The sequence below is a fragment of the Aerococcaceae bacterium DSM 111021 genome, assembly GCA_020112395.1.
Taxonomy (GTDB): domain Bacteria; phylum Bacillota; class Bacilli; order Lactobacillales; family Aerococcaceae; genus Ruoffia.
On record JACCEK010000001.1, the window covers coordinates 1,143,739 to 1,156,498 of the forward strand.

A 12,760-nucleotide genomic window follows, 5' to 3' on the forward strand; every position below is an offset into this window, starting at 1 on the left:
TAAAAACTAGGAGCGTCTCAATGACGTCTCCTAGTTTTTTTTTACTTAAATTTCTTCAACTATGCTCGTATCTAAATACCCTGCATCTTCTAACTGTTTGGCTAGTTGAAGTAGTAAATACTCTCCGCCTTTTCGTGTAGAAAATTGAGCACCAAGTGGTAAATTGTTTTCTAATTTATGCATAGGTAAACTTATTGCTGGTTGACCGGTCAAATTCATCTGCTGAGTAAACGGTGTCCAAGCCAAACTTTCTTCAAACATTTGCCAGACTAATTTCTGTTGTAGCTGAGCATCTACGTGTTCAATATTGCGTAATCCATCCAACAGTTCATCTGATTTCGTAAAAGCTGTATGAAGTGGTGCCGGTCCATTTGTTGCTGGCATTAATAAAACATCATAATCACTGAAAAAAGCTTCGGACACAGCTGTAATTTCGTCCCAATACGATAGTACTTCGGAATATTCCACCCCAGTAACCTTTAGCCCTAGTTGATATATTGCCCAACTCATTAATTCCATGTCATCTTGTGTAAGTGGTCGGTCTAACGCCTGTTCAAAGCCCGCTAACATGGACGCAGTTTCCACCCCGTTCACTTTATAATAAGTACTCATTGCTTTAACACCATCAATATTTGGTTCTGCTTCAACTAGTGTATGTCCTAGAGATTCCAAAACACGTATAGTCTCTTCCATCATTCGACGTGCTTCTTCTGTGATTGATTCACCAATCGGTGTATTCATCGAATAAGCGATTCGAAGAGGTTTACCTAGATCCACTAATAGGTCATGTGGGATGCGAGGTAGTATAAAAGGCGCTTCAAATTGTTCTGTCTGCATCCATTTTAGAAGTGTCCAAGTATCACGAACTGATTTGGTTAAGGCAAAATTCACCGACGCACCTTGCCATCCGCGGTAACCACCTGGTCCAACCGGGATTCGTCCTCGGCTTGTCTTGAGTCCGATTAAACCACTAAAGGACGCAGGTATCCGAATCGATCCGCCTCCATCACTAGCCGTTACTATCGGAACAACACCTGCTTTCAAGGCAGTTGCTGCCCCACCACTTGATCCACCTGGGTTACGCTCTAAGTCTATGGGGGAATTTACTCGACCTGTCCATTGAGAATCACTCACATTTTTAAAGCCAAATTCAGGAACATTTGTCCGACCAATCACAATAAATCCTGCAGATTCAATACTCTTTGTAAAGTTATCCGTCTGACTAGATTCAAATTGATCCATCAAACGGGCTCCGTTAGTTGAACGTTGTCCTGATTGGGATTGTCCTAGGTCTTTCAATAAGATGGGCACACCAAAAAATGGTGGTAAATCATTATGCTCTCCTGTGTTTAATTGATTAAAATACTGATCATATTGCTTGGCAATATGACGCGCAAAGTCGTATTGCTTATGAACTACGGCATTCAAGTTTTCATTTAACGATTCGATATTTCTAATTACTCTTTCAACCAAGTCCGTTGCAGTGACGGTTCCATCTTTTATTTGCCAAGCATAATAAGTTGCATCTTCATTAAATAACATACTATCTCTCCTTAATCTAATAAAAAACCACTTCTATCTTTCAATAGAAGCAGTATGTATTTAAAGGTTATAAATTTCTTGTTTATCTTCTTGAGTTAATTCAAAATCGAAAACATCTATGTTTAACTTTTGACGATCAGCATTATGTGATTTAGGAATGACAATAACGTCTCGGTTGATTTGGAAATTCAAGACAACTTGCGCCCACGTCTTATCGTATTTCTGACCGATTGCTTTTAACCGATCACGGTCAACTTCGTTCACTCGTGATAAAGGTCCCCAAGCTTGAGCATAAACATCATGCTCACGACCAAATTCGATAATTTCGTGATTCCAATTACCTGGATGTGATTGAACTTGATTAACTGTTGGTTTAATTGTTCCATTATCTAATATTAATTTTAATTGTTCTTTTGAAAAGTTCGATACACCTATCGATTTTATCGTACCTTCTTCAACGTGCTTCTCTAATACTTTCCAAGTTGCAACCATCTCTTCATCTTTATCCCATGGATGATGAATTAAATACAAATCAATGTAGTCGGTTTGTAGTGCTTTTAACGAGTTTTGAACTGCTGCATCAATTGTTGCTTCATCTTTTATATATTCAGGTTCACCTGGTAATTTTGACGTTAAGAAAAATTCTTCTCGCGGTAAACCAGATTCAGCAACTGCTTTTCCGATAACAGCCTCATTACGGTAAGAAATTGCCGTATCAAAGTGCCGGTAACCTCCAACTATCGCTGATTGTAATTCAGTTGTATCGTTCGTAATTTCTCCAGAATAATCATTACCTTCTTTACCATAAGTGTTTGTTCCACTTCCAATAATGGGTATTTGCTTGTTATTATTTAATGTTATCATTTTCATCTTATTAAACGCTCCTCTCAATAATCGTACTATTATTGTATCAAATCTCATTCATCCAGCCTATTAAAGTGGATTCTATACAGATAAATAAAATAACAAAACATATACCTATGTTCATTGATACAACAACACATCACCTATATGTATCCGTTTCACTTGTTACTTTATTGACTTATGATATAGATGATTATTTCATTTTAGAAACCAATCCTGTTATAATAACAATACAGAAGAGGAGGAGTTATTCATGAATTACAAACGCTTACGTTATACAATTTCATTAGCACTCGCAAGTCTATTAGTTACGTCACATGTAACACCCTTAGCCCTGGCACAAGAGGAAAATCTTCCGGATGAATCAGAAGTCGTTCAACAACAAGAGGCAACCTTTCCAGTCGGTGTAGAGGTACGAAGCCTTAACGGCACACGAACAGATCAAGTTGACATCACGCTTTATGATTCTAATGGCGTAGAATACGACGGATCATACAATGAGAATACTCAATGGATATCGGCAAATACGTTTCTTGAAGGCGAATATTTTATCTCATTAACAACTCCCGAAGGAACCATTAGTCAAATTAATAATACTGCACCTCAATATGCAGTACCAACTGAAACCCCAAATGTGTATTCAATCTACCTAGATGAAGAGAATTTGGGCAGTTTATCTGCTGTATACGGGGCATTCCAACTCGTTGAAGAACCTGTTAGTGCAACGTATCGAATTGGTACTGAAATCCGAGGTTTAGATGGTACACGAACAACAGATGTTGGTATAAAAGTATCTGATGCTAATGGAACGGTGTACGAAGGTGCGTTTAATGAATACGCACAGTGGTTAACAACAAACGTATTACCTGAAGGTGTCTATTACATAACACTTTATACACCCGAAGGTACGGTGAGTCAAATTAGTACTTCACCTAGTCAATCTGCTGTCGCAACTGACACACCGAATCTATATACAATCGAGTTAAACGAAGCAACTTTAGGTATTCTTTCAGCTGTATATGGCGCATTTGAACTCATTGAAGTCGCACCTATTGAACAGAACTTCCAATTAGCCGCAGAAGTTCGGGGGATAGATGGAATACGTACAAGTGACGTTTCAATTTCAGTATCTGATGTAAATGGCACTGTATATGAAGGTATATACAACGAATACTTACAGTGGTTAACAACGGAGCTTTTACCTGAAGGTGAGTACTTTATCACATTAACCCCACCAGATGGATTTACAACGGAGCTGAACTTAAGCACTGATCAATACGCTATGGATACTGACACACCAAATGTTTACTCAATCTTCCTAAACGAAGATAATTTAGGTAATAGTTCAGCTGTTTACGGTGCATTCAATCTAGTTGAAGCACCTGTTGAAGAAACTTACCGTTTAGGTGTTGAAGTTCGTGGATTAAATCAAACACGAACGAATGAAGTTGGTATAACGGTAACAGATGCGAATAATCTTGTTTATAAAGGTGCATACAACGAATACATACAGTGGTTAACAACGGATGAATTACCTGCTGGACAGTATACAATTACTTTAAATCCACCTGAAGGAACTGTATCCACCATCAATGATTCAACTGATCAATATGCTATTCCCGCTGATGAGCCGAATGTATATAATATTATTGTGAATGAAGAAAATATAGGTAGCAGTTCAGCTGTATACGGCGCGTTTAGATTAGTTGAAGCACCCGCTGAATCATATCAATTAGGTGTTGAAGTTCGTGGACTGGACGACACACGAACAAATGAAGTTCCTATCACTGTAACTGACAGTGATGGTGTCATGTTTGAAGGTGCATATAACGAATACTTACAGTGGTTAACAACTAACGAATTAAATGTAGGTACTTATGTAATTACTTTAGATACTCCTGAAGGTACAGTGTCTGAAATTAACGAAACAACCAATCAATATGCTGTCTCTACGGATGAAACTGATGTGTATACAATTGAAATAAACGAAGAGAACTTAGGTAGCAGTTCAGCTGTATACGGCGCATTTAGATTAGTTGAAGTGCCTGCTGAAACATATCAATTAGGTGTTGAAGTTCGTGGATTGGATGACACACGAACAGATTCCGTTCTTATTACTGTAACGGATAGTGATGGTGTCGTGTTTGAAGGTGCCTATAACGAATACTTCCAATGGTTAACGGATAATGAATTACCTGTAGGTACTTATATAATTACTTTAGACACCCCTGAAGGTACAGGGTCTGAAATTAACGAAACAACGAATCAATATGCTGTATCTACAAATGAAACTGATGTGTATACCATTGAAATAAGCGAAGAAAACTTAGGTAGTAGTTCAGCTATTTACGGTGCGTTTAGATTAGTTGAAACAGATGATAATGGTGGTGGAAGTTCTGAAAGTTCGGATGAGTCAGATGATGAATCAAGCGATGAATCAGATCATTCAGATATTTCTGATGACGAGTCTGAAAAAGGAAGTGTCATTGTAGATCAAGACGATGATGTGTTACCTCTAACAGGTGAGAATAATTCGATTATCATCACTGTCATCGCAGTTGGTTTGTTAGCTGTCGGCGGTCTTCTACTTTACCGCAAAAAACGTAGTTAAATTTGATTTCTAACGTAAAATGAGTAAGAGACTGTAGCTCTTAAGCTGCAGTCTCTTTTGCTTTCATTTATTTTACTGATTGATTTCCTTTGAATCTGTTGTTTTCGGTTTTAATTTTTCTCGTTCCCAGTAAATAAGTCCTACACCTATACCGATTAAAATAATAATCCCCAACACATTCCATATTGTGAATAAAGGAACATTAAACTGCATACTAATGACTAAATTAACTACAATTACTACGGGTACTAAACCGAATGCTGCAATCGCTAAAAATCGCCATAAGGACAACCTCATCTTTTTATAGATAAAATATAATGCCCAAAGATATAATAAAAATATCCCCGTTATCGGAATAGCTACATTAAGGAGTATATTATTTGTACTGATTACTAGATTTAAAAGGAATAGGTAGGGAATAATCAACGCGCTAAATGCAATTAAGCTCGACATGACAGGGGTGGTTAAACGGAAGAATAATGGTAAAATAATCCCCCACGCGAACAGGATAGATACAGAAGCAATACCTGACCAAGTAATGGTGTTAACACTTAACAAATCAATGATTATACACGCTACAATCACGAAAGCTAACACTCCTGTAATAGCAATTAACCACTCTCTTCGCGTGCGTTTAAACTGTTCACTCATATTGTTATTGGCATAAGCTAATATATTTTGGGTTACATCATGTTCTGATGGTGCGGGCTCATCGACTGAATAGCGTTCCCCACGCAATAATTCATTCACTGTCACATTATATAAGTCCGCTAAAGGTTATACTTGACTCATCTCTGGTAATTTTGATCCACGTTCCCATTTTGTTAAGTCATCTTCGCTAACATTTAATGCTTGAGCTACTTCCTCTTGTGACAAATTTTTATCTCGACGTAATTCAAGTAAAAAATGTCCAGTGCTTTCACGATCTCGCATTTTATATTCCCCTTTCTATCCACTCAGCTTTAATCATTGGTTTCTCTAAGAAATTAATCTACAATTTCTGTATGGAAACAACGTGTCATATGTTCCAACATCGTCTCGCCTAAATCAGTAAACGTCGCAACCCCACGTCGGTGTGTAACAGTTTTAAAACCTTCAGCGTCAGCCCCACCAATCGTTTGAAACACACAAATATCTGTTGTAACACCAACAACATGAACCGTCTCTATATCTAATTTATGCAATGTATCTGCTAAACCTGTTTCAAAGAATGAATTGTAATTTCCTTTTGGAAAATAATGGACATTCTCATGGTCTTTATTCTCTTTGAACCACTCATCTAATTCACCGTATAATTCTTGACCCGGTGTATTCACCACGTTATGCGCTGGCCACAAATCAAAATGTGAATCGTTTGGCTCATGTGCATCCATCGCAACTACAACATTGTTATTTGCACTTATAAAGTCTTCGGCTAAGCTTTTAATATAAGGGACAATATCTTGACCGGGTTTACCTACTGTTAACGTCCCTTCATCAGCAACAAAATCGTGGCTCATATCTACAATTACTAATGCTTCTTTTGTCATTTTGTAAGCTCCTTCGCTTTTTCTATATTATCCCACAACACTGCACGAATTTAAATGATTTTGAGCTACATACCCCTTTATATCAATAATCATATGATAGGACTACTAAAATTGTTCATGATATAATTGAAATAAATTGGAGGGATAGAATGGACTTTAAAGATTTCAAAGTGACAAATCAATCGTTTAATTTATCTGATTTCAAAGAAAGTTACTTATCTGATAAAGAAGACAAGTATTTCCGCGACAAAGTGTATGATGATGATGTCCAAGAGATGCAAGAATGGCATAAAAAGCTCAATGCAGAAGGAAAACAAGGCGTTTTAGTCGTTTTACAAGCTTTAGATGCGGCTGGTAAAGATGAACTAATCCAATATATCTTCTCAACATTACTTCCACAGGGTATTAAAGTAACCTCGATTAAACAACCAACTAAAACTGAACAACAACATGATTACTTATGGCGCATACGTGATGGGCTACCTGCTCGAGGAGAATTGGCTATTCTTAACCGGTCATATTATGAAAATATTATTGCGCCTCAAATTCATGATTCTTTAGAGGATAGTTTGCTGCCTAATGTAGTTAAAAAGGATGAAGATCTTATACAAAAGCGTTACAAACACATTAATGGCTTTGAGGAGTATCTATTTGAAAACGGGTTTCCTGTCATTAAGCTATTCTTCCATATGTCTAAAGAAAAACAACGTCAACGTTTTTTAGAACGAATAGAAAATCCTGATATGCAACATGAATTCTCTTTTTCTGACATTGATGACCGTAAGAAATGGGTTGAATATCAAGATGTTTTTCAAGATATGCTTAAACACACAGCAACAGAAGCGGCACCTTGGTATATTCTCCCAGCAGATAATCCATGGCTGTCCCGTCACATTGTCACTCAAGCTATTATAGCGACACTTAAACAAATGAATCCTGAATACCCAACTTTCTCGCAAGACGAACAAGAGAAAGCAGAAAAAATTAAGCGACAATTGAAAAATGAAGAGTTGTAATACGTTAAACTGAGAATCTTTGCATCCGTTTAAATAATTTAGTCAAATCTTTTGGTCGGATTCCTATACGTCTTAATAATCAGCATAATTATTTAATAGTAGTCAAAAATATTCTTAAATAGAGAAAGGTGATGACATGTTAGCAAAAAAAGCATTCCAAGTCCTATTTCCTGTAATTGGAGGTTCAATTATTGGTAAATTAACCACTTCCAATGCAAAAAAAGATTATAAAAAATTCAAACAAGCTCCCTACTCACCACCCAAAGAAGCTTTTGGTATTGTTTGGCCACTTTTATATACAACAATGGGTATCGCTTATAGTATTGTTAGCGAATGTAAAGACAATAAAGAGAGTAAATATGCTTATTATATTCAATTAGGTTTAAATTATTTATGGAGTCTGCTTTATTTTAAATTCAAATTAAGGGGAACAGCCCTTATCGAAAGTTATGTCTTATTAGCAGCTGTCATTGTGACCACAGTCAGCTTTTATAAACACAATAAATTGGCTGGCATTTTACTGATTCCTTATGTGATTTGGTCTGCATTTGCTAGTTACTTGAATGCTGGCAATTGGATATTGAATAGAAACAACAGAAAATACTCTAACGAATAAATTCAATAATAGGTGTTTTTAGACGATACATTCTCATTTTCATTACTTTTTTTCATGTTAACATAGGCTTAATATTAAATTTAGTTCCCAAATAAAAATAAGTAGTATCCATGCGAATCAAGACTTCTAATACATACTAGCTCTATTACTTTTGTAAAAAGTATAGATAGTCCTGAAGGTATTGATGTTCGACTTTATGAAGAACGTACCACTATAAATTTGTTGTTTTGGTTTGATGACTAGATAAAAAAGCTGCCTCTATTCTTAATGAATGTGAGGCAGCTTTATTTTTAAATAGTTTCTTTAAACCCTTTTGCTAACTCTACATATTCCTTTAATATCCCAATCCGCATTGATACGTCAGGATTAACCGTTTGACATGAAGCTACATTCGCTTTAATCGTCATCAGCATTCCTGCTTGATTATAAGTCAAGTCTGCTTCTTTCATTAAGAAGTCTATCATGTGGTCGTTCGACATTGCTGTTGCTTCATCGATTGTCCTACCATAGCCATATGAATAATACGCTTCTTCTGTTTCTACCATTGGCACCACATGTGGATAGTCTTTTACTACTTCTACAGTTACATGTGCTTCTCCACCAGCTTCAACCCCGCAACCCCATACTTCTCCATCACCCATTGATGCGTGCATATCTCCAATAGAAAGTAGTGCACCTTCTATATAAACTGGTAGATACACTACAGAACCTTCAGCAATTGTTGTATTATCCATATTTCCACCATGTGGTCCTGGTGTACCAGTTGTAATACCTTCATCACCATTCGCTGTTCCAATAACACCAATCATCTTGTTCATAGGGAATTCTACACCTTGAAATTCAAACATCCCAGCTTCTTCATTAATTGAACACATCACTGTTTGTTCTTTTTGAATACCTTCATTGAAGAATCTATTTAGCCCAGGTGCAGAAACTACTACACCTTGATCATTCAACTTGATTGCATCAATCGTTACTTTTAGTACATCTCCAGGTTGTGCACCTTCAATATATAAAGGGCCAGTTGCTGGATTTACCTTCTCAAAGTCTATTTCACTAATCACATCAGACTCACTTTTAATCGTATCTGAGAAACAGTCTTTCGTTTCAAATACAACTTGAGCCCCACTCTTTACAGTCGCTACTGGTTTATTGGTTTTATCCATACTATAGATAACATTCTCTTTAGATATTCTCATGCTTATCCACCCTTTCATTGTCTAATATTATTATCATAACAGATTCTATTCATAATAGAACAAATGAGCTCGGCGGTTACAGTGGTTAATGATTAAATATCTCTTTAAATACCTTGAACACTCTTCTTTATTCAAAATATTATGCGCTTTATTCAAATAAACTTGCTTTTACCATTGCGTTTAATCTGTTTATGGATTAATCTTAAGTATATAAGAAACTGAATGAGGGGAGAAAATCATGAGTGAATTAATCACAGTCAAACAATTAGCAGATAAGTTGAGTGTTCCCAAGAGTAAAGTATCCTACCAAAGTCGAAAGTTAGACGATAGTCTAATTATCCAACAAAATGGAACCAACTACTTAACTGAACGTGCACAATTATTAATTACTCAAGCAATTCACGACTTAATGAATCCGCCTACTGCTGAAGATGTTCAAGTAGTTCAAGATGACTTAGCAGAAACTGCTCAAACAGTCGATATAGCTGACACATCTGAAGTAACTGCAGAGACTAAAGAGATTAAAGTGACGGAAGATGATGAAGAAGCTGCTGAGGAAACCGATAAGTCCGATACAGTGAGTGAAGATGATGAAGATAAACTTGTGAATGAATCTAGTCAAGAGATGATGGATTTATTATATGAGTGGATAGATAATTTAGATGATCAAATCGAAATTCATCAAGCACAATTGGATGTTTACCACGACCAATTAAAAGCTAAAGATGAACAAATCGATAAATTAACGCAATTATTAAATCAATCACAACAGTTACAATTACAACAACAAAAACAACAATTACAGTTGGTTGAAGATATTGAATTTGAAAAGAGCCTTACTTGGTGGCAAAAGTTATTCGGTAAGTAGTTAACCACCGTTCACTCATCACTGTATAAAGTGGTTAAAATCTTTAACCACTTTATACACATTTTTATTAAAAAGAAGTTCTAACCTCTTAAGAGATTAGAGCTTCTTTTTTTATAGCTAGACAACTTATACACCGTCATTCACTAATTCAGCTGCCCCTAAAAGAGCAGCATCGTTACCTAACGACGCAATCACAATATCGGTTTTACCTTTCAGTGCTGGAAAGATATATTCGTCACAATATCTAGCGACTAACTCACGTAAGTATTCTCCAGCTTGCGCTACCCCACCACCTAAAATTATTTTAGCTGGGTTCACCATATTAACGATATGTGAACAACCCAAACCAAGGTATTCACCAAACTGTTCTACAACATGTTTAGCAAAAACATCTTGCTGTTCTGCAGATTCGAAGATGTCTTTCGCACTCAGTTCATCTCCATTATCGATACGTTGTTTAATCTTAGAATCTCCACTATATTCTTCAGAATATTCACGGGTTAAATTCATTAAACCTGTTGCTGAAGCTAAAGCTTCTAGACAGCCAATTTTTCCACACGTACATGGGATACCACTATCTTTATCAATTGTCATGTGTCCGATTTCGCCAGCAGCGCCAGTATGTCCATGGACAATCTTTCCGTCGACAATAATACCTCCACCGACACCTGTACCCAAGGTCACCATGACAACATCCGAGGCATTCTCCCCTGATCCATAACGTTGTTCTCCTAAAGCCGCAATATTTGCATCATTATCCAAATAAAACGGTAGATCAAATGCTTCTTTAAATTGTTCTCCGACATTAATTGTCCCTTGCCAATTTAAATTATACGCACCAGTTACCGTTAACTCAATGTGGTTAACTGTCCCAGGACTTCCCATTCCAATCCCTAAAAAATCAGTGGGAGTTAATTGATATAACTCCATTCTTTCTTGAATCGATTCAATTAAGTTGGGAACAATAGCTTGTCCACCATTCAAAATAAGTGTCTTCACTGACCATTTTTGAAGTATTTCACCCTTTATAGATACAATAGCTAACTTTGCGGTTGTTCCGCCTAAGTCAATAGCGATAATTTTGTCTCTTGTTGTCATCTTCTTGCCTCCATTTTCAACTGTTACACTCCATTCGTCTATCTACAATTTCCCGAATGAAAATGCTTACTTTGATATTGTATCAAATAATAGGTGATTAATCACACACAGTGACAATTTTTTCATTAAAAAAAGCTGATTAAATTAATCAGCCCTTTTTACTTCTTTATACAGCCCCTATAATCAGTGACGCTACTACATTCAACACACCTGCTAATAACATCACTTTCACCGGATCGACTTTCCATTTTATTAATAAGAATAGACATACACCAAAGATAAGGACAGCTGTAATCTTAATTGTTTCAATTCCCATCACTTCTGTACCCCAAAACGAAGACACTAATATTGATACACCCGCTGTTGCAATCATTGCGACAACTGCTGGACGTAATGACGTTAGGATATATTGTAATACATCCATTTGTCGGTACTTCATATATAAGTAGGCTAACAAGGTCACTAATATAACTGACGGTAGAACTGACCCAAGTGTTGCAACAACTGCACCAAAGACACCAGCAACTTGTGTTCCAACAAAGGTTGCTGAGTTAATCGCAATAGGCCCGGGAGTCATCTGCGAGATGGTAATTAAATCAGTAAATTCTTGTAGACTAAGCCATTGATGTGAATCAACGATTTCTTCTTGAATCAATGGCAAAGCAGCATACCCGCCTCCAAAACTAAAGGCACCAACTTTTAAAAAGCTAACAAATAATTGCCAATATATCACTTTGAGTCTCCTCCTTTATTCTGACTAATAAAGAATTGAATTAAGCCAATTCCAGCCGCCACTAAAATGATGAACACCACATTAACATTGAAAATATAATTAGCGATAAAAGCAATAAACATCGTTGTAATTAAGAGCGGACTCTTTGTACTCGTCACTTGTTGACCCATACCAATCACAACGGCTGTAATCACAGCACCTACCCCTGCTTGCATCCCTTCAAGCATTAAAGCGATCAATGTATTTTGTCGAAAAGCATCATAAAATACCGCAATCAAGGAAATGATTGCAAAGGGTGGAATAATCGTTGCGAACACAGCGGTTAATACGCCAATAAAACCAGCCAATTTATAGCCTACAACAATGGCACCATTGACCGCAATCGCACCCGGTGCAGATTGAGCTATAGCAACTAGGTCTAACATCTCATCTTCGTCAATCCAGCCAAAATCATCAACGAAGGTCTTCTTCATTAGTGTAATAATGACATAACCTCCTCCAAACGTGAATGCACTCAACGTTAACGTCGATAAGAATAATTTCTTTAAAATTTGGCTTTTAGATTGGTTTTCTTTAATATCCATGCAACTCTCCTTTAAACTTCTACATTTTGTTTATATTAGCTTAAATAACTCCAAATGTGAATAAAATAAAAAAAGAGCAAATCATATTGACTGAATCTTT

13 protein-coding genes are annotated in these 12,760 nt (G+C 36.5%); 4 read left to right on the plus strand and 9 right to left on the minus strand.

The features are described 5' to 3' along the window. Window positions 1–45 precede the first annotated feature (45 nt). Window positions 46–1,542 (minus strand): amidase, encoded by a 1,497-nt coding sequence (locus HYQ40_05260; GenBank protein MBZ6527179.1) that lies wholly within the window; start codon window positions 1,540–1,542, stop codon window positions 46–48. Between the two features lie 60 nt (window positions 1,543–1,602). Beyond that, the gene (locus HYQ40_05265; GenBank protein ID MBZ6527180.1) at window positions 1,603–2,412 is read right to left on the minus strand and encodes an aldo/keto reductase; all 810 of its coding nucleotides are present in this window, start codon (window positions 2,410–2,412) and stop codon (window positions 1,603–1,605) included. Between the two features lie 247 nt (window positions 2,413–2,659). On the opposite strand from HYQ40_05265, the gene HYQ40_05270 reads away from it, so the two are divergent. Beyond that, window positions 2,660–5,017 carry an LPXTG cell wall anchor domain-containing protein gene (locus HYQ40_05270; GenBank protein MBZ6527181.1) on the plus strand — a complete coding sequence of 786 codons (2,358 nt, stop codon included), beginning with the start codon at window positions 2,660–2,662 and terminating at the stop codon, window positions 5,015–5,017. A gap of 72 nt (window positions 5,018–5,089) precedes the next feature. Here HYQ40_05270 and HYQ40_05275 read toward each other — a convergent pair whose 3' ends face one another. From HYQ40_05275 to HYQ40_05285, 3 genes are read right to left on the minus strand one after another with little or no spacing between them, the layout of a single operon-like run. Beyond that, window positions 5,090–5,773 (minus strand): hypothetical protein, encoded by a 684-nt coding sequence (locus HYQ40_05275; GenBank protein MBZ6527182.1) that lies wholly within the window; start codon window positions 5,771–5,773, stop codon window positions 5,090–5,092. A gap of 21 nt (window positions 5,774–5,794) precedes the next feature. Further along, the gene (locus HYQ40_05280; protein MBZ6527183.1) at window positions 5,795–5,950 is read right to left on the minus strand and encodes a helix-turn-helix transcriptional regulator; all 156 of its coding nucleotides are present in this window, start codon (window positions 5,948–5,950) and stop codon (window positions 5,795–5,797) included. Window positions 5,951–6,003: 53 nt separating this feature from the next. Beyond that, window positions 6,004–6,546 carry a cysteine hydrolase gene (locus HYQ40_05285; GenBank protein MBZ6527184.1) on the minus strand — a complete coding sequence of 181 codons (543 nt, stop codon included), beginning with the start codon at window positions 6,544–6,546 and terminating at the stop codon, window positions 6,004–6,006. A gap of 149 nt (window positions 6,547–6,695) precedes the next feature. Here HYQ40_05285 and HYQ40_05290 point away from each other — a divergent pair, with 149 nt between their 5' ends. Beyond that, entirely contained in the window at window positions 6,696–7,562 is an 867-nt protein-coding gene (locus HYQ40_05290) for a polyphosphate--nucleotide phosphotransferase (protein MBZ6527185.1), read from the plus strand. A 136-nt stretch (window positions 7,563–7,698) separates the two neighbouring features. Next, window positions 7,699–8,178 carry a tryptophan-rich sensory protein gene (locus HYQ40_05295; protein MBZ6527186.1) on the plus strand — a complete coding sequence of 160 codons (480 nt, stop codon included), beginning with the start codon at window positions 7,699–7,701 and terminating at the stop codon, window positions 8,176–8,178. A gap of 290 nt (window positions 8,179–8,468) precedes the next feature. Here HYQ40_05295 and HYQ40_05300 read toward each other — a convergent pair whose 3' ends face one another. After that, on the minus strand, window positions 8,469–9,377 hold the full coding sequence (locus tag HYQ40_05300) for an acetamidase/formamidase family protein (protein MBZ6527187.1): 909 nt from the start codon (window positions 9,375–9,377) through the stop codon (window positions 8,469–8,471). A 238-nt stretch (window positions 9,378–9,615) separates the two neighbouring features. Here HYQ40_05300 and HYQ40_05305 point away from each other — a divergent pair, with 238 nt between their 5' ends. Then, a complete protein-coding gene (locus HYQ40_05305) occupies window positions 9,616–10,245 on the plus strand; it encodes a hypothetical protein (protein ID MBZ6527188.1) in 630 nt (209 codons plus the stop codon). Window positions 10,246–10,371: 126 nt separating this feature from the next. Here HYQ40_05305 and HYQ40_05310 read toward each other — a convergent pair whose 3' ends face one another. The 3 genes from HYQ40_05310 to HYQ40_05320 form a co-directional block, all read right to left on the minus strand. Beyond that, the gene (locus HYQ40_05310; GenBank protein MBZ6527189.1) at window positions 10,372–11,343 is read right to left on the minus strand and encodes an ROK family glucokinase; all 972 of its coding nucleotides are present in this window, start codon (window positions 11,341–11,343) and stop codon (window positions 10,372–10,374) included. Between the two features lie 166 nt (window positions 11,344–11,509). After that, window positions 11,510–12,076, minus strand: coding sequence for a chromate transporter (locus HYQ40_05315; GenBank protein ID MBZ6527190.1), 567 nt, complete (start codon window positions 12,074–12,076; stop codon window positions 11,510–11,512). Further along, window positions 12,073–12,660 carry a chromate transporter gene (locus HYQ40_05320; GenBank protein MBZ6527191.1) on the minus strand — a complete coding sequence of 196 codons (588 nt, stop codon included), beginning with the start codon at window positions 12,658–12,660 and terminating at the stop codon, window positions 12,073–12,075. The genes HYQ40_05315 and HYQ40_05320 overlap by 4 nt, the downstream gene beginning before the upstream one ends. Window positions 12,661–12,760: the final 100 nt, after the last annotated feature.